Annotated in this window: 21 protein-coding genes; 1 reads left to right on the top strand and 20 read right to left on the bottom strand. The window is 40.9% G+C overall.

Annotated features, from left to right (window positions below; translation table 11 throughout):
* Nucleotides 1-32: 32 nt before the first annotated feature.
* Both CH352_RS05485 and CH352_RS05490 read right to left on the bottom strand, forming a co-directional pair.
* Nucleotides 33-1,046 carry a M23 family metallopeptidase gene (locus CH352_RS05485; RefSeq protein ID WP_423789688.1) on the bottom strand — a complete coding sequence of 338 codons (1,014 nt, stop codon included), beginning with the start codon at nucleotides 1,044-1,046 and terminating at the stop codon, nucleotides 33-35.
* Nucleotides 1,015-1,389 carry a type II secretion system-associated lipoprotein gene (locus CH352_RS05490; RefSeq protein ID WP_100705834.1) on the bottom strand — a complete coding sequence of 125 codons (375 nt, stop codon included), beginning with the start codon at nucleotides 1,387-1,389 and terminating at the stop codon, nucleotides 1,015-1,017. Before CH352_RS05490 ends, CH352_RS05485 begins: the two co-directional genes overlap by 32 nt.
* 82 nt (nucleotides 1,390-1,471) lie before the next feature.
* Between CH352_RS05490 and CH352_RS05495 the strand changes: the two genes are divergently transcribed.
* Entirely contained in the window at nucleotides 1,472-3,007 is a 1,536-nt protein-coding gene (locus tag CH352_RS05495) for a YifB family Mg chelatase-like AAA ATPase (RefSeq protein ID WP_100705835.1), read from the top strand.
* 30 nt (nucleotides 3,008-3,037) lie between these two features.
* Here the strand turns inward: CH352_RS05495 and CH352_RS05500 are convergent, their stop codons facing one another.
* The 18 genes from CH352_RS05500 to CH352_RS05585 all read right to left on the bottom strand — a co-directional run bounded on the left by CH352_RS05500 (nucleotide 3,038) and on the right by CH352_RS05585 (nucleotide 17,443).
* A complete protein-coding gene (locus CH352_RS05500; protein WP_008590301.1) occupies nucleotides 3,038-3,235 on the bottom strand; it encodes a hypothetical protein in 198 nt (65 codons plus the stop codon).
* 94 nt (nucleotides 3,236-3,329) lie between these two features.
* Nucleotides 3,330-3,689: a YraN family protein gene (locus CH352_RS05505; protein ID WP_100705836.1), complete on the bottom strand. Its 360-nt coding sequence runs from the start codon at nucleotides 3,687-3,689 to the stop codon at nucleotides 3,330-3,332.
* An 86-nt stretch (nucleotides 3,690-3,775) separates the two neighbouring features.
* A complete protein-coding gene (locus CH352_RS05510; protein ID WP_100705837.1) occupies nucleotides 3,776-4,960 on the bottom strand; it encodes an HD-GYP domain-containing protein in 1,185 nt (394 codons plus the stop codon).
* A 14-nt stretch (nucleotides 4,961-4,974) separates the two neighbouring features.
* The gene (locus tag CH352_RS05515) at nucleotides 4,975-5,238 is read right to left on the bottom strand and encodes an EscU/YscU/HrcU family type III secretion system export apparatus switch protein (RefSeq protein ID WP_207766649.1); all 264 of its coding nucleotides are present in this window, start codon (nucleotides 5,236-5,238) and stop codon (nucleotides 4,975-4,977) included.
* Nucleotides 5,226-6,032 (bottom strand): hypothetical protein, encoded by an 807-nt coding sequence (locus tag CH352_RS05520; RefSeq protein ID WP_100705838.1) that lies wholly within the window; start codon nucleotides 6,030-6,032, stop codon nucleotides 5,226-5,228. Before CH352_RS05520 ends, CH352_RS05515 begins: the two co-directional genes overlap by 13 nt.
* The gene (locus CH352_RS05525; RefSeq protein ID WP_100706241.1) at nucleotides 6,001-6,693 is read right to left on the bottom strand and encodes a ribonuclease HII; all 693 of its coding nucleotides are present in this window, start codon (nucleotides 6,691-6,693) and stop codon (nucleotides 6,001-6,003) included. The genes CH352_RS05520 and CH352_RS05525 overlap by 32 nt, the downstream gene beginning before the upstream one ends.
* Before the next feature lie 73 nt (nucleotides 6,694-6,766).
* Entirely contained in the window at nucleotides 6,767-7,201 is a 435-nt protein-coding gene (rplS, locus tag CH352_RS05530) for a 50S ribosomal protein L19 (protein ID WP_100705839.1), read from the bottom strand.
* On the bottom strand, nucleotides 7,198-7,866 hold the full coding sequence (trmD, locus tag CH352_RS05535; RefSeq protein WP_100705840.1) for a tRNA (guanosine(37)-N1)-methyltransferase TrmD: 669 nt from the start codon (nucleotides 7,864-7,866) through the stop codon (nucleotides 7,198-7,200). Before trmD ends, rplS begins: the two co-directional genes overlap by 4 nt.
* On the bottom strand, nucleotides 7,856-8,374 hold the full coding sequence (rimM, locus tag CH352_RS05540) for a ribosome maturation factor RimM (protein ID WP_100705841.1): 519 nt from the start codon (nucleotides 8,372-8,374) through the stop codon (nucleotides 7,856-7,858). The genes trmD and rimM overlap by 11 nt, the downstream gene beginning before the upstream one ends.
* Nucleotides 8,367-8,597: a KH domain-containing protein gene (locus tag CH352_RS05545; protein WP_100705842.1), complete on the bottom strand. Its 231-nt coding sequence runs from the start codon at nucleotides 8,595-8,597 to the stop codon at nucleotides 8,367-8,369. Before CH352_RS05545 ends, rimM begins: the two co-directional genes overlap by 8 nt.
* Nucleotides 8,597-8,863, bottom strand: a complete 267-nt coding sequence (gene rpsP / locus CH352_RS05550) for a 30S ribosomal protein S16 (protein ID WP_100705843.1) — start codon at nucleotides 8,861-8,863, stop codon at nucleotides 8,597-8,599. The genes CH352_RS05545 and rpsP overlap by 1 nt, the downstream gene beginning before the upstream one ends.
* Nucleotides 8,864-8,965: 102 nt before the next feature.
* Nucleotides 8,966-9,610: a ribulose-phosphate 3-epimerase gene (rpe, locus tag CH352_RS05555; RefSeq protein WP_100705844.1), complete on the bottom strand. Its 645-nt coding sequence runs from the start codon at nucleotides 9,608-9,610 to the stop codon at nucleotides 8,966-8,968.
* Complete coding sequence (locus CH352_RS05560; RefSeq protein ID WP_100705845.1) at nucleotides 9,607-10,611, bottom strand: PASTA domain-containing protein; 1,005 nt, start codon at nucleotides 10,609-10,611, stop codon at nucleotides 9,607-9,609. Before CH352_RS05560 ends, rpe begins: the two co-directional genes overlap by 4 nt.
* A complete protein-coding gene (gene fmt, locus CH352_RS05565) occupies nucleotides 10,608-11,552 on the bottom strand; it encodes a methionyl-tRNA formyltransferase (protein WP_100705846.1) in 945 nt (314 codons plus the stop codon). Before fmt ends, CH352_RS05560 begins: the two co-directional genes overlap by 4 nt.
* The gene (priA, locus tag CH352_RS05570) at nucleotides 11,552-13,495 is read right to left on the bottom strand and encodes a replication restart helicase PriA (protein ID WP_100705847.1); all 1,944 of its coding nucleotides are present in this window, start codon (nucleotides 13,493-13,495) and stop codon (nucleotides 11,552-11,554) included. Before priA ends, fmt begins: the two co-directional genes overlap by 1 nt.
* Nucleotides 13,492-14,331 (bottom strand): hypothetical protein, encoded by an 840-nt coding sequence (locus tag CH352_RS05575; RefSeq protein WP_100705848.1) that lies wholly within the window; start codon nucleotides 14,329-14,331, stop codon nucleotides 13,492-13,494. Before CH352_RS05575 ends, priA begins: the two co-directional genes overlap by 4 nt.
* The gene (locus CH352_RS05580) at nucleotides 14,324-15,667 is read right to left on the bottom strand and encodes a sigma-54-dependent transcriptional regulator (RefSeq protein ID WP_100705849.1); all 1,344 of its coding nucleotides are present in this window, start codon (nucleotides 15,665-15,667) and stop codon (nucleotides 14,324-14,326) included. Before CH352_RS05580 ends, CH352_RS05575 begins: the two co-directional genes overlap by 8 nt.
* Nucleotides 15,668-17,443: an LIC_11548 family sensor histidine kinase gene (locus CH352_RS05585; RefSeq protein WP_207766661.1), complete on the bottom strand. Its 1,776-nt coding sequence runs from the start codon at nucleotides 17,441-17,443 to the stop codon at nucleotides 15,668-15,670. It lies immediately after the preceding gene.
* Between the last annotated feature and the right edge of the window lie 16 nt (nucleotides 17,444-17,459).

The following is a 17,459-nucleotide window of genomic DNA, read 5'->3' on the forward strand; positions in this document are numbered from 1 at the left end:
ATGGTCTCGGCTTTTGAAAGGATGATCGTTTATTAAAGCTTTGCTACTTTGCCTGGGTCCAGGTTAGTAACAATTTTTAAGGTCTTCCTAAGTGCTACCTCAGGATTGATCCTTTTTCCGTTATAGAACACCTCGAAATGGAGATGGGAACCTGTGGCAGAGCCCGTACGACCTACGGCACCTATGACCGTGCCAGCTTTCACTTTCGTTCCCTCTTCCACTGTAATTTTAGCGCAATGCGCATACATGGTCCTATAACCGTTTGGATGATCTATGATGACTGAGTTCCCGTAACCGCCGTTCACTCCGGCAAAACTTACCACACCATCTGCGGAAGCTAAGATCGGTGCTCCTTGAGGGCCAGCCATATCTATCCCAGTATGGTAACCACCTCCACCCGTGTGGAATGGATCTTTTCTTTTGCCATATCTGGAAGAAAATCTAGCACCTAAAACTGGAGTGATGAATACTCGTTTGTATTCTATCTTTTGGCGGGATGCATTCCCAACTTTTACAGGAACACTTAAGCTCTGTCCTACTTTTAGAACGGAACCTTTGTTTAAACCGTTTGCTTCTGAGATTTTAGCAGCAGTGGTCTTTAAGGATTTAGCGATCCTGAATAACGTATCCTTAGGTTTTACAATATAGGATTTTATAATAAAGCCGCTTTGGCTAACTATCTTGGAAGAAACGATAGGATTGATACTTATAAAAGAAGGAAGTTCCAGATTGGACTTATCTTTATTGTAGCTGAGAGAAGAATATTTATCTTCTTCCCATTCTTCCGGGGATTGAGAGAATAATTGTTTGATCTTACGCTCTTCCTTGTCAGTGAAGAAGGAAGAATCTTTATTCGCGTAATCGTTGATTGCGTTTTCGTAATTTTTGAGCGGATCGGCCGATAAAGCCGAAGCCACCATGGCGGATATAATGGGAAGGCAAAGAATCGTCCGTTTCACATATTTAATATCGGCCGCATCGGGATGCCTTCTTGAACCTAAGGAAGAACGACGGCTACTTTTTCTTTTTATATTCCGTGAGCTCATTTGCAACGATCTTATCCAAATCCTCTATACTAATGGTCTTTTTCTCTAAATCATCGTTTACCTGATAGGCGATCAGCCTGCCGATCGCATGTTCCCTTTTCTGGTCTGCCGGGAAACATTTCACTTTGATTAGGGAAGGAGTCGATTCGACATAGATTCGGACCAACATTCCCTTCTTAAAAGTTTCAGTCATAGAGACTTTTGTGTCTTTTTTAAGGCTGTATATCTTATCTTGGTAGTGTTCGTTGATCTCGAATAACTTCTCTTTTTTGATCAACCTGGCTCCGCACTGTATGGTAAATAGAGCCAGTAAAAAAGCGAAGAATCGCACCATTTCATGCATAACTTACTGAAGGTCCGGAAGTGATAAACTAGTTTTTAGAAAAAAAGCGCGAGGCCCGAATTTTTCCGCACCTGTTCCGGTTATGGAAACATGTAAACTGACCAAATTTCTGGGAGCATCTCTGGAGGGAATACTTCCCTTTCCAATATCCGTAGAGATCAATATTAAAAGAGGGATCCCAAGGTTCCTAATCACAGGACTTCCAGGCCCTTCCATCAAAGAATCAGCAGATAGGATACGGATCGCAATAGAGAACAGCGGATTCGAGTATTCCCTCCAGAATATTCTGGTCCATCTTGCTCCTGCCGGCAGAAAAAAAGAAGGGACATACTTAGATCTTCCTATCGCCGCAGGAATTTTATATTTAACAGAGCAATTACCTCCCTCGAAAAACCTAGAACATTTTCTTTTCTTAGGAGAACTCGGACTAGATGGTTCCGTAAGACCTCTGAAAGGAATTCTACCTATACTCTCCGGTCTTGCGAATTTAGGTTTTACGGCGGCAGTTGTCCCGTTTGAAAACCGAAAAGAAGCATCTATCCTCGGAAAATTTCCGATCTATGCGATCTCCCATCTAAAAGATTTAGTCTCTTTAGCGAAAGGAGATATCAAGCCTGAGCTCAAAGGTGAGATAAAGATCAGATCGGAAGAGCTCCCAGGGAAATCCGAACTTCATAAAAGTCAGTTGCCTGCTATACGAGCGATCCAGATCGCAAGTGCAGGATTTCATCATTGTTTATTGTCAGGTCCGCCGGGTGCAGGAAAAACGATGCTCGCGAGAATGGCTTACGGATTTCTTCCTAAGATCCAAGAGAAAGAAGGAATTGAACTATTAGGAATACGTTCTTTACAAGAGATACTTTCCGATACTGAAATAGAAAGACCCTTTAGAAGTCCTCATCATACAATATCAGATATTTCACTCGCTGGAGGTTCGAGCAGTTTAAGAATGGGAGAAGTCTCCCTCGCCGGAAACGGAATATTATTCTTAGATGAACTTTCAGAATTCCATTCCCGCAATTTACAAGTATTAAGGGAACCGATGGAGGAAGGACAAATTACGATCTCGAGGATCAGAGGATCTATCACCTACCCTGCTTCTTTTTTGTTCATAGGTGCCACCAATCCCTGCCCTTGTGGATATTACCAAACTTTAATAAAAGAATGTAATTGTAGTGTCGCAAGTATACGGAATTACCAATCCCCCTTTACGGGTCCTTTTTTGGATCGGATCGAAATATTCTACCATCTAGGTTTTTCAGGAAATACTGATGCGGAGAAGGTTTCCATAAATCTAAAATCGATTCGAGACTCCATCCAATCCGCGGCAGATATACAATACCGAAGATTATTTAGAGAAACAGGAAAATTATATAACGGAAGATTGCGAGGAGAAGAAGTAGAAAGAATGATCCCTCTTTCCAAGGAATGTGAAACTATCTTTTGGAAAGCTGTTCATAGCCAAAAGTTCAGCCTTCGTAAGGTGGCTCATTTTAGAAAGGTAGCGAGAACGATTGCAGATCTGGAAGGTTCGGAGGAAATACTTTTGAGGAATTTGGAGGAGGCCCTTGTTTTCCTGAATTCCGGATGGTCTCCGGAAAACAGGGCCGTAACCTAACTTGTTCTTTCGACGGTTTTATTTTTGTGGTTACTTTGACAGGAAATGCGAGAGTTCCATAGCGATCTTATCGATTGCGAAATCTATGTAGTTTTCGTCCTCGATCTTCTTCTTATAGTCCTCGAATTTCCGCTTCTTGATTGGAACTCCTCGTTTTCTCAGAATCACTGGGTCTGGCCCGAACGGATCGGACCCGGCCAAGTTGCCGAGAATTTGGATGCTTTTCATAGTTACTTCCTTGTAACGATTTAAGGTCCTCATCCTTGAGAACCCGCAGACAATTCGAAAATCGACTCGTTTTTCAAATCGCTTAACGATTGTTTTAGAATAGATGAAGATAATATTTCAGTTCCCTTTTTTCAGTAATTAGGGCCAGAGAGAAGGAGACAAAATGATCTCTAAACGAAACGTTTTTACTCAAATAATACGTGGCTGCCGTTTTCATTCTTCGGATCTTGTTTGTTCCGAAGATTTCCAGTGGGTGAAGCGGAGAAGTTCTGGCCCAGTATTTCACTTCCGTAAAATAAAGGACGTTTTCTTTCTCACTGATTATGTCGATTTCTCCCCTTTTGATCCGGAAGTTTCTTTCTAAAATGGTATGGCCTAACTTAAGAAGAAGTTCTGTGGCAATATTTTCTCCTTCTTTCCCTTTTATTACTCTTCGTTTGGAGCTATATCCCATACAAAAGACGTGTTTCGGAAAAGAAGAATGGAGAAAAAAAATTTTGATCTAAAGATAAATCTAAAGAAAAGAAACCCGGAAAAATTTTAAGAATTTGCAGTGGCTTCTTGTAGATCTAATGCCTTGACGATAAATAGATGGTTCTCTTTTACCAGATCCACGAGAACTAAGTTGCGCACAAAAGTTCCATATTCGTCTTTTATAATGCGAATAGAAGGTCTTAACGGTTTGTCCGCATTCGCAGCAAGAACAACTCCTACTCTTTTATCTGAAAGTTCCACACAGGAGCCCACAGGATATAAGGAAACTTGGTTCAAGAAGGTGCGTACAATTTTCAGGTCAAACTTGCCCACATCCATGCTGATCATAGACTTGATTGCCTCGTGAGGAAGTACTCTTTGTCGATGAGGTCTGTTTGTGATCAGAGCGGAAAAATTATCCGCAATCGCGTATATTCTAGCATTCTCTTCGATTGCTGTGGCTGCAATTTTCTGAGGATAACCCTTTCCATCAAAACGTTCATGGTGTTGAAGAGCTACTACCGCCAAACTGTTCTTAATTTTGACCCTTTGGGTCAGAACCTGATAACCTATGATCGTATGTTTTAAAATGGATTTGTATTCTTCGTCTGTAAGTTGGTCTGTTTTTTCGGAGATGGTTGCAGGAACTTTGGTCATTCCCACATCTGCTACCAAACAGGAAATTGCAAGATCTACCATTTTAGGACGGGAGAAGTCCAAAAGTTTTCCTATAATCAAAGCGTAGAATGTGGAAGTAGTGATCTGGTTGTACAGATAATATCCAGGGTTATTCATTCCAAGGATGAGATAAGAAAGATTATTGTGAGTCCTTACGAAGTCGGAAAGAGCTTCTCCTTGTTCTCTCACTGGGCCAAAATCAAATATCTTATCGTCAGCAACTTTTCTATAAACATCTTGTACTAATGCGAAAGTGTTTTTATACAGATTGGAAAATTGTACTTTAATGCGGTTCAGGTTATCGTAAATTCCCTTCAATGGAAGAAGGTCCTCGTCTACGATCGTGCTGATGATAAAATCCTCTAATTGGGTTTCCAATCTTTCTGGATCCACATCTATGACCAGAATATCACCATGGGTTAATACTTCGGTGATCCCGAATCTTTTCAAACGCTCCAAGTCCGAATCAGTGATCGGAGTATTAGAGGTGATGAACAGATTCTCTTTGTCCAGATATACGGGTTTCGTGAATCTCATACCCGGCTTCAATTCGGACACGTTCAATTTTTTCATTTTTTCAAATTCCCTTACTTTGCTTCCGCTTTTTGGCTGAGTACGAAAGCAAAAACACCCGCAACCGCTCTGTATAAATTTTCCGGAATTTCTTGTCCTACCGGTATCGGAGAAAGTGCTTCGGCCAAAGGAGCATCCTCCACTATTGGAACTCCGTGCCTCTTCGCTACTCCCTTGATCTTTTCACCTAATAGACCTTCTCCCTTGGCTAGGATTTTGGGTCCTTTATTTTCGTTCGGTGTAAACTTTAGGGCGATTCCGAATTTCACGCAGTCCATTCCCTTCTCTGTAAAGAGGGCTTATATTGTATCCTGAGTTCTTGGAATCTAACTCCCGATTCTTCCAAGAACTGCATAAATTTTTTCCGATTCCGACCTATATGCAAGTACAATTTAGAACTAGTATAAATAGCGGTTAGAATCAGGTCCGACGCATCTTCTTTTTTCCAATGGAACCTGTATAGACTTGGACCGTCTTCATTCGTCTCCATAAAGAGCACAAATATTCGACCCGGATCGGTTCCACCAAGATATCCTTCCGCATTTCCTCCTTCCCATTCCCACTCGAAATAAGGAGTCTCCGATTTCCATTCGAAATGAGGAAAATAGCTTTTTAAGAAGGCTAAAATACTATCCTCGGAGATGGGACCTTCTTCTTTATGTAGTACCTTCTCCAAAACTCCTGTGAGTCCTTTTTCCAATGGAGAAAATGTTTTGGAATCATCCGCTTCTAACGTTAGTTTCCTTTCCTGTATTTTCCATTCAGAGCCGCTGCCGGATATGGTTCGGGATAAAAGTAATTGTTCCCCAGTCAGAAGACTTGTCTTAGTTTCGGCTTCTAATGTTTCTCCTTTCCAGAGAAGTTTTGCCTTTCCGTCCTTGGTACCTTCTTTCACCCAAACCCTAAAAAATGGAGCATCTTTGGATTCTCCTTCGAAAGTCTCCGGATTCAGGATTTTGGTGGAGGAATTTATAACTAAGGAAATTTGATGGGATTCCGGGACCCGATCCGTTTTTCGGATCTGATTGTTTAGGTTTTTATCAATCGGATTGGGAGGAGGAATCGGTAGCATGGAATTTTTTTGTGAAGGATCTTCTGTGGATTCTTGCTAGTCCCAGATCCCGGATTGCTTGTTCATGTCCCGCGCTGCCGTATCCTTTATGTGCTTCGAATCCATAACCGGGAAACTTGGAAGCGATCGCTTTCATAAAACGGTCCCGTTTTACTTTTGCGATAATGGATGCGGCCGCGATACTTGCGATCCTGGAATCCCCTTTTTTATAATAGTAAGACTGGCGTTTTACCTCTTCCGATTCCTTATATTTGGAAAAATTATAGTTTCCGTCTATTAAGAGCAGAAGTTTTCTTCCAGTATTTTCTATCGGAGCGTCGGAGGCCTTTCTATAACATTTCAATATTCCTTCTAAGACCGCTCTATTGATTCCGTAACGATCTATATAGGTATGAGATAAGAATGCGTGAGCAATTTTGTGGGCTGTTTCTTGTATTTCTTGAAACAAAGATTCACGCTTGGATTCGGTCAATTTTTTGGAATCGTTGAGTCCCTTTAAGATCTGCCCTGAATAGATCTTTTCCAAAACTTCTGGAGTAAAAGAAACCATTCCTACGGATAAAGGGCCTGCATAAGGACCTCTTCCTGCTTCGTCTATCCCGCAAGGAAGAAACTCCGAAAAAAATTTCAATTCTTCCGGTTCAAAATTTGCGAGAGGCATTGGCTTTAAGGGAGAAGGTAAAAAGGAAGGAGAGAATTGCGGCAGAGAAGTCTGCCGCAATCATTAAAGATTCTTATTCTGCTGCAGTAGTTTCCGCAGTTGCAGTAGTAGCTTTTGCTTCTTCTGCAGTTTGGCGTTTTCTGTCTTCTGCAACTAAGATTTTTCCGCCTTTCAACTCGCGAATACGAGCAGATTTTCCAGAACGTTCTCTTAAGAAGAATAGTTTAGAACGACGAACCTTACCTTTACGTATTAGTTCAATTTTAGCGATACGAGGAGAATAAAGTGGAAATACTCTTTCTACGCCCACGTCATAGGAGATCCTACGAACGGTGAAAGATTTTCCGTTTCCGCCGTTGGAGATGGAGATCACAACTCCTTCGTACACCTGGACCCTTTCCTTACCGGATTCTTGGATTTTATAATGGACCTTTACAGTATCCCCAACGTTGAAGTTCAGGGTACGATTTGCTTCTGTAGGAAGTCCGCCTTTTAAAAGTTCTTTCATAAATTCCTCGTAATATCAGGGTCGACTTTCTTTCGATTGGCATTGCGCCAAGATTCGATCGCCGCGTGGTTTCCGCCCAAGAGAATTTCAGGAACCTTCCAGCCATTGTACTCGGAAGGTTTCGTATATTGTGGATATTCTAAAACATCCCTTTCGTTATGAGATTCTTCTTCCAGGCTCTCTCGGTCGCCTAAAAAGCCGGGCAAAAGCCTGGACACAGCATCCGTAATACAGAGGCTAGCCAAATCTCCGGCTGAAATTACATAATTTCCAAGGGACAGTTCTATGTCAACAAGATGCTCTGTTACCCTATGATCCACTCCTTCATAGTATCCTGATATAAGAGTGATAGGCTTTTCAAGCTTAGCTAATTTCTCCGCAACGTTCTGATCGAATGGAATTCCGGATGGAGTCGTAAGAATTACGAGTCCTCTATCTTCTCCCAATGACTTTAAGGCCAGGTCTATAGGCTCTACTTTTAAAAGCATTCCCGGACCACCGCCATAAGGTGTGTCGTCTACCTTTAGATGTTTATTATTGGAGAAGTCTCTAAGATGTACAATATTAACGGAGAATACTCCCTTCTGGATCGCCTTCTCCTGAAGTCCTTCCGAGAAGTAAGCCTGGACTTTGTTTGGGAATAAGGTAATAAAATTAAATTTCATTCCAATCCTCAGGACTTTTCAAAACGATCTTACCTTCTTCTAAGATCACTTTTCCTACATGTTTCTCCACATAGGGAACTAAGACCTCGGAATCTTCCGTTCGAAAGACTAGGATAGAATGTGCCGGATTTTCTAGTATGTCTATCAATTCCCAACCAAGTTCTTTTCCATCTTCAGAGATTGCTTTCAGTCCTTTTAACTCGAATAAATAATATTCTTCGTTTTTGGATTTGGGAAAATGAGAACGATCTATATACAGTTTTCCACCTGTTAAGGAGGAAGCTTCTTCGGGAGAGTTGATCCCTTCTAATTGTAATAGTATCTTTCCTGCTTGTAAAGAGGACTTTAGGATCTTAACAGGCACAGGTTCCCGAGAGGGAAATTCTAAGATCGCTTGGATAGGAAATTTGAGTTCAGGAACAGAGCTATCCTCTGCCACCAGTCGGACAAAACCCTTCAGTCCGAAGGGTTTTCCTAAATGTCCGGTTAGGATTCGAGTCTCAGTCAATAATTTCTAAGGAGAAATTTTTTCCGGCTTTGATGGAAGCTGCGGTTAAGATCGCTCTTAAGGACTTTGCGATCCTACCATTTTTGCCGATCACTTTCCCCACATCCTTCGGGGAAACCCGGAGTTCTAGGACGGTTTGTTCGTCGCCCTCGATTTCACGTACTGAAATCTCCTCCGGATGATCTACTAGAGAAGTAACGATATAGCGGATCAGCTCTTCCATTACTTCTTCAGGGATTGTTTATATTCCGCCCAAATCCCCTCGTGTTTAATGAGGTTCAGAACGGTTCCGGTAGGTTGAGCACCTTTGTTGAGCCAGCCTAAAATTTTGTCTTTATCCAGGACTGTTTGGCTTTTCACCTCTGCTGGGTGATAGTGTCCAAGAATATCGATAAATTTACCGTCTCTAGGGGAACGGCTATCTGCAGCCACTACCCGGTAGTGAGGGTTGTTTTTGGCTCCGGTTCTTTGTAGTCTGATCTTAACCAAAGTAAAATTCCTTCGAATAAATAAGGATGGCTCACCGTACGGCTCGCCCTAATACGCCATAATTTCCCGGAAAGCCCGGCTGTCAATATTTAATAAAGCTTATCACTTTACTAGGCTTTTTAACCGGATACCATTCTCACTTGGGTCTCCGGATTTAAACAAACCGGCGCCCACCACGCAGATATCCACACCTGCTTGAGAGAGTTCTTTGATATTGGTATCATTGACTCCCCCATCTACTTCCAGCTCGATCGGATAATTAGAAATGAGCGACTTGACCTTTCTGATCTTATCCATTCCCCCATCCACGAATTTCTGTCCGTAGAAACCAGGTTCCACAGTCATGATGAGTACTAGATCGATATAAGGTAGAAGTGTTTCTAATGCGGAGACCGGAGTCCCAGGGTTGAGAGAAACTCCTACTTTCGGTCCATTCTTCTTTATTTCCTGAGCTAAACGGATTGGGAAACGAGTGGTTTCCGCATGGAAAGTAATGCAGTAAGGATTTAGCTCATAGTATTTCGGAACATGATTCTCTGGCTTCTCTACCATTAGGTGAACATCCAAAGGGATCTGGGTCATTGCTTTGATCTCTTTATTGACCGCTTCTCCGAAGCTGATCTGAGGCACAAAGTTTCCGTCCATCACATCCATGTGGACTAAATCTATTCCTTCTTTTTTAAAATTAGGAACTGTATTTGCAAGTGCTGTAAGTTGGGTGGCTAAAATAGAAGCGGAGATTTTCAAAATTCGTTCTCGTAGTCTTTGGATTTTACTTTTGAACCTTTCTCGTCCAAAAGAACCAGTGTCACGTCTCCTGTTCTGTAAAAGACGGTCTGGATTTTTTCTCCCTCTTGGTATGTTGTGGGAGCGCTGATTTCCATTTGTTTTGTTTCGTCGTTTTGGTCTTTTACGATTAAAGAATAAGTTCCGTTTTCAGGAGCTTCATAGACGAAACTTTCGTATCCACTTTCTATCCTATCTTCCGGCTCGAAATAAAATACCTTAAACTTGTATTCATTTCCCACTTTTTGGACTGATTCAATTTTTCCATTATCGGGACGAAATTTGGTAACAACCACTTCTGCTTTGGAAGAAATTTTTGCTCTTACCAATGCTCTTTGAGCGAATGCAAAAGAATCACCAGGTTTAAATTCTAATCCTGCTTGAGGCTCCCCTTCTTTTTTCTTGGTAGAAGGTTTAGTAACTAGTAAGAATACTTTTTCGCCAGCGGTGATATTTTTACCAGCTTCCGGTATTTGATCCACTACAGTGTCAGGTTGTTCTCCTTCTTTCACCTCTACATAAGTGATTCCACCCAATGTCAGAGAAACGTAAGTTTCTCCCGAGAGAACTTTTTCCATGGAGTTTTTAGCAGAGACTAAACTTTGCCCTTTTAGGTTTGGCATATCGATTCTGTCTAAACCGATATTGACTGTAAGGGAAACTTTGGAGCCAGCTTCTACTTCTCTTCCTGGGCGAATGGATTGGTAGATTATAATTCCATCTGTTTTATCAGGATAACGTTTGGACTCCAATCTGACTTTCAATTGGAGACGCATTAATTCGTTATGGACTTCGTTGTACGGTTTGCCTACCACATCCGGCATTACTACCATAGTGGAGCTTTTAGTACGAACAAATACAACTAAGAAGGCGGCTATGAAGAAGACTACTAAGCCGAATGCGATGAAAAAAAAGTAACCCCCGATAGGGAGATATTTAGAGCGGAGTTCTTCCTTGGTCACTCGAAACGATCCTCGTCCGAAATACGGAAACCGTTCATGAAATCTGCAACAGTCATTCTGTTTTTATTTTCCGGTTGAACGGAAAGGATCTCTAAGAAACGGCCATCTCCACACTGTAAAAGAAGGGCCTTTTTGTCCATTCGTTTCAATTTGCCAGGTTGGATCGGCGTTTCGGAAAAATCTACGGGTCTTGTTTTCCATAAAACCATTCGTTTATCTCTGAAACGGCAATATCCGCCTAGATCCGGACTTAAGGCGCGGATTCGATTATGTATTTCTATTGCAGAAAGTTTCACGTCTAAGACTCTATCTTCTGCCTGGATTTTAGTGCAATAAGTTGCCTTAGAATGGTCTTGGGGAGAAGCCGCAAAAGGAGAAGTTCTTGGACCTTTCAAGAAAGGAATTAGTCTTTGGATCCCTGCTTGGGTAATCTTTTCCATAAGGGTTCCTGTATCATCTTCTAGATCCACGTCTACTTCCTGGATGGCGATGATATCTCCTTCGTCCATTTTTTCTCCCAGGTATTGGATGCTGATCCCTGATTTAGTATAACCTTTCCAAAGAGAAGTTTGGACTGGAGAAGCACCTCTTAGGTCCGGAAGAATGGAACCATGTAGATTGATAGAACCAAATTTAGGATAAGAGAAAATTTCCTTAGGTAAAATAGAACCGTACGCAAATACAACATAGAGTTCGGCATCAAACTTGGCTAAGTTTTGGAGTGCTTCTTCTTTTTCCTTCTTTATAGATTCATATTGGAATACGGGAAGATTTGCTGCAAGTGCCACTTCTTTCACAGGACTTGGAACGAGCGTTTTACTTCTTCCTTTAGGACGATCCGGGTTTGTGACTACGAATTGTACTTGGATCTCAGACTCTTGTAATAGCGCCTGCAAAAGTTTGGCAGAAGGTTCCGGGGTTCCAAAAAATGCGATTTTCATTAGACTAGATCCAATGGATCAAAATCCAATTCCAGGTAAACGTTTTTAGAAATTTTAAGAGGTCGGATCTCTTTTTTTAAGATCTCTCTCCATTTGTTCTGCATGGTCGTTTTGATCAGTATATGATTTCTGAAGTTCGCATCAATTTTATAAAAAGGACAAGGAGCCGGACCTAAAACAACTGTGTTCGGTTCAGGCAGATATTTTTTTAAAACTTGGTGAACTTCTTCTATCGTTTTGAGAGAAAGACTTTCATCTTTAGATCTGGATAAAATACGGATCAAGCGAGAGAATGGTGGATAAAAAAGTTCTTCTCTTGTTTTGATCTCAGATTCATAAAACCGAATATAGTCTTGGTCTAGTGCCATTCGAATAATCGGATGATCTACTGTATTTGTTTCGATTAAAACTTCTCCAGCTAGATCGGATCTCCCTGCTCTTCCTGCGACTTGTGTTAAAAGAGAAAATACTCTTTCTCCCGCTCTGAAATCAGGAAGTCCTAAACCGATCCCCGCATTCAAAACTCCGACAAGAGTGACTCGAGCAGCATCCAAACCTTTGGAGATCATTTGGGTTCCAGTGAGAATATCTATTTCTCCGTCTACCAATCTTCCGATCACATCAGTAAGAACACTTTTGTCTTGGATAGAATCTTGGTCGAGGCGCTCTACTTTTGCTCCTGGAAAAGTTTCTAAAAGGAATTCTTCCAGTTTTTGGGTACCTGTCCCCATCATGACTAATTTTTCTCCCAATTTGGATTCCAATCTTTGGAGAGAATCCGAAAAACCGCAGAGGTGACAGATAACGGTACCTTTTTTATGATAACATAGATGAGATGTGCAGTTTGGACAAGGGATATATGTTTTTTCTTTTTCTGAATAGAGTAAAGGACTATACCCTCTTCTGTTTAGAAGTAGAATGACTTGTTCTTTTTTATCCAATCTCTGCTTGATCGCAAATGTAAGTTCCGAGCCGATCAGTCTTGCATCTTTTTTATTTTCTTCGATCCGGACCGTAGGCGGCTTAGCAGTTCCAGGTCTTTTGGTTAAGATTTGCAGACCAATCTTGCCGGTTTTCGCAAGATGATACACTTCTAAAGAAGGAGTTGCAGATCCTAAAACTAATACCGCTTTATTTTGCCTGCATCTTTGTAATGCAACCTGTCTTGCATGATATCTTGGAGTAGAATGTTCTTTAAAAGAACCATCATGCTCTTCGTCTATGATGACAAGTCCCAAATTCGCAATTGGCGCGAATACTGCGGATCTTGTTCCTACTGCTATTCTTTTTTTGCCTTGTAGAAGGTCCGTATATGCTTTAAATCTTTCTGATACTTTCAAAGCAGAATGTAATAATGCAATCTGGCCGGGAAAGACTGCTTCTAATTTGCGTATAATATGATAGGTCAGACCAATTTCCGGAACTAAAAGTAAAACTCCTTTGTTTGAGTTTTGAAGAATGTCTCGGATCAAATGTAGATATACTTCTGTTTTTCCGCTACCAGTGATCCCGAATAAAAGATGGATAGAATCTTTTCCAAAATCGGCTTTGATATTTTGGTAAGCCGCTTCTTGTTCTTCGTTTAATTTGAATGGTTCGGAAGCAGTGATATCTTCCGTAAGTTTTACTTTAGAATGCCTTCTCCCTGATGGGATCATCTTGTGGATACATTCTCCAAGAGAAGCGAGATACTGTTCTTTTACCCAATAAGCGAGCCCAATCTGTTCTTCATTGATAACTGGAGTTTTGTCGATTACCCGATCTACTTGTAAGACTTCGTAGCTGGGTTCATTATGATGTAAGGATAATACGATTCCTTCTTCTTTTCTTCCTCTGAGTTTGGCCTCTACCCTCATTCCGACTTGGGTGCCTGGAGGGACCTCATAAGTAAATGTGTCTTCTAAGATGGGAAGATCGAAGGCTAGTTCCGCGTATTGGATCAAATTTTTTCTCTAATCTCCTGATGAAAGATTCCTAATTGTGAGAGGATACTTTCTTTGACTTCTATTTCTTTCTTCTTGGCGTCTTGGAATTCAGGAGAATCAGTCTTGCTGGATTTTCTTTTTTGTTCCGCAACTAAGATTGCTTCAGGAGAACGAAGTACGACCATTGGAGTCCCAGGTTGGAACTCCAAGGTTTTTCCCATTTGTTTGAGCGCTTCCTCTTTTCCGAAATATAGAGTGGCCGCTGCGCCTAATAGTATAATTCCTTGGATGCCTTCTTCCTGGATGGTTTCTTGCACTTGGACCTTGCAATTTTGGGTCCTTCTTTTCCAGTCTTCTTCATTCGACCTGTCTTGGGAAAATAAACATCCTGGAAATTCTTGGAAATAAAACTCCTTCATAGTGAATCCAAATACTTTTTGGATCATTCTATCGAATAGATCTTCCGCTTCGCTTGTCCTGAAAATTTTTAAAGGAGAAGTTTTTACAAAGGATTCTTTTCCTGAGACGGTTTCCCCAGTATAATGTAATACTAATATTTTCTTTCTGCCCCGGATGATAAAATGACGGACGGCACTTAGTCGATCGGAACATAGTTTACAGGAGAAGTTTCTGTCCTCTTTTTTAGGAGGGATCCTCATTTGTATTCCAGGGACAGAAGTTTCCTTTTTGGACCCGGTGGAGGACCAGTCCCAAGAATCTTTCCATTCCAGATCTAGATCCTCGGGATCTTTTTCTCCCTGTCTGCGTATGATCGGGAATTCTCCGTTTTGGATTAAAAACTTAAAGTCTTGCAGGATCCCTTTTAGTTCCCGAAAAATTCCAGGCTTAATCATGGATATCCTCCGCCTGTATTCCTAAGGATTTCATTTTTCTATATAAGTGAGATCTTTCTATTCCGAGTGCCTTGGAAGTTTTGGAAACATTTCCTTCGTTGGTTTGTAATGTTTTTAGAATATATTGTTTTTCGAATTCTTCTTTTGCCTTTTTGAAGTCACCTTTTTCCGCCAGATCGTTCGCTTTTACGAAACCGGTCATGGAATCTTTTACATCTTGGGCGCGGATAATATCGCTTACAGTCATAATACAAAGTCTTTCGATCACATTCTTTAATTCTCTGATATTTCCCGGCCAGAAATGGTTTTCTAAGATGGAAACTGCTTCTTTTTCTATAATTTTAGGACTCAGATTATTTTCAGAGATTGTTTGTCTTACATAATGATCTACAAGTAATGGGATATCGGATTTGCGATCTCTTAGCGGAGGGATCGTAATCGGGATCACATTCAATCTATAATAAAGATCTTCTCTAAACTTTCCTTCTTTGATCGCTTCTTCAACTGGGATATTTGTGGCCGCAATAATTCGTACATCCACAGAAACTTGTTCGGTGCTTCCCAGCTTTTCAAATCTTTGTTCCTGTAGAATACGAAGCACTTTTGCCTGAGTGGATAATGACATATCGCAGATCTCGTCTAAGAATAAGGTGCCTCCGTTGGCGGCCTCGAATTTTCCGATCCTTGTATCCGTGGCTCCTGTGAAAGCACCTTTTACATATCCGAATAATTCGGATTCTATCAATTCTTCCGGGAGAGCGGCACAGTTGACCTCTACGAATGGTTGGTCTTTTCTTTTAGAATTTTTGAATATAGTTTTGGCGACTAATTCCTTTCCTGTTCCGTTCTCTCCGTAAATAAACACTCTGGCGTTTGTAGCAGCGGCTTGTGCTATTGAAAATTTTACTTTTTGGATTGCAGGAGAATTTCCTAAAATTTCATCCGATTCCAGTTTGATCTCGGGAGATTCCCATTTTTCAGAATATACTAATGCATCTTCTACGGCTTCTAAAACTTTTGAGATGGATAAAGGTTTTTCTAAAAAGTTTAATGCTCCCTTTTTGGTGGCTTGTACCGCGAGTTCAATTGTTCCATGACCTGAGATCATTACTACCGGAACAGTCGGATAAATCTTTTTGATCTCATCTAAGATGCTAAGTCCGTCTTCTTTTCCGAGCCAAACATCTAGTAAAACCAAACTTGGTCTTTCTATCTTAAGATGTTTTAGGAAGTTTTTGCCGGATGAAAATTGTTCCGCTTCATAGTTCTCGTCTCCCAAAATATCTTGGAGTGATTTGCGGATTTCCGGTTCGTCGTCTACTATGAATATTCTCATCTAAGCTACCGGAAGTTCTATCCTGAATTTACATCCGCCTAATTCGGAAGAATCTACTGAGATATGACCGTTATGATCGATCACTGTTTTTTGGACGATTGCAAGTCCTATCCCGGAAACATGTTCGTCCTTTGTGGAATAATAGGGTTCGAAAACCTTGGATCTGTATTCAGGAGAAACTCCGATCCCATTATCTTCCACAAGTAAAACCACTGAACGTCTCATGATCCTTTTTTCGAGTACGGTAGAAATTCGAACTTTTCCTTGGGAAAAGCCTGAGTCTCCTCTTTGCCTTCTCTTTTCTATCGCTTCCACTGCATTTTTGAAAAGATTGTTCATAATCCCCAAAAACAGTTTTTTGTCCAAAAAGATTTCGGGTAAATTTTTGGCGAAGTTGAGTTCTATTTGGATTCCGGGCGTATGCTCGAAAAGTTTTGCGCTTTCTAATACCACAGGTTCCAGATGCTGGTTAATCAATCTAGGTGCAGGCATTCTAGCAAACTCTGAGAATTCATTTACTAGATGTTCCAAAATTTTTACCTGACCGACTATAGTTTCGCTTCCCTTCGTTACGATCTCTTGAAATTCTTCCGGGACTTCCGAGTTTAATTTTCTACGTATTCTTTCTGCAGAAAGTTGGATAGGAGTCAGTGGATTTTTGATTTCATGGGCCATTCTCTGTGCCACTTCTTTCCAGGCAGCAATTCTCTGCGTATGCATCAACTCTTCGTTTTTGGATTTTAGGTCCTTGACCATTTGGTTAAAAGATTCTACTAACGCGCCTATCTCTCCTCCTTCCGTAAGTGGAAGATTGATATCAGTGTCTCCTAAAGAAACTTTCTGTGTGGCGTTGGCTAGGTCTATGATCGGTCGTGAGATTTTCCGAGCAAATACAAGCGAGAAGAAGATAGAGAGCAAAAATGCAAATACTGTAAGCAGAGTGATTGTAAGCCTAACCTCATAAGGTAGTTTTTCCTTAGCCAAATCCGCGGTGATATAATTCTTTCTTGTGTTGATAAAAGAATATGCCTTGGATTCTTCTCCCTGAAAAACACGTTTTCCTAATATTAGGAATTTCGCAGGATTCGGTGAATCTATTTTAAGTAGATAAAATCCTAAATTCTGGCTTAGGGCAAGTTTTTCTGAAATACCTTCCGTTCCGAAACTCGTGAATTCTTCGGGAGAAATAGCCAATTTGAAGGATCTATTTTCGAGAACGGGGACGCTATTCTCATACCAACCCACATAATAATTGGGATTGGAGATCAGATCCAATTCGTTTGCTCGATTTGTTAGTAGATTCGGATTTGGATTTTGCCTTTGGACAAGATTTCGAAATAATTTAGCTTTTTCTAATAGATTATTCTTTTCAACATCCAATTCCTTGCGGACAAAATGATCTCCGGCTTCAAGAGCTTGGGCTATATCTAATCCGTAAAATCCTTCGAAGACTCTTCCGATCACGTTGGAAGTGAGCAAAAATACGGGAAAAGAAGGAAGCATTGCAATGAACAAAAAAGAAAGAGAAAGTCTATAGCGAATGGAACTTTTGAGTCTGCCAGTTTCTAAATTCCTACGATTCCTATAAAAATAAGATAGGATCAAGAATAGTATGACTAATGGAACCGTATAATACACATAGATCAGCATCCGATCTACAATGTCTATATTTTCAGAATTTCTAAAATGGATGAGTTCGGCAGCGAGCACTGCTATGGAAATCACTCCGGACAAAATCAGAAGATCTCGAAGATAATATCGATTCTCCTCTTCTATCCGAAATGGAAACCAT

The sequence above is a fragment of the Leptospira hartskeerlii genome (assembly GCF_002811475.1).
Lineage (GTDB): Bacteria > Spirochaetota > Leptospiria > Leptospirales > Leptospiraceae > Leptospira_B > Leptospira_B hartskeerlii.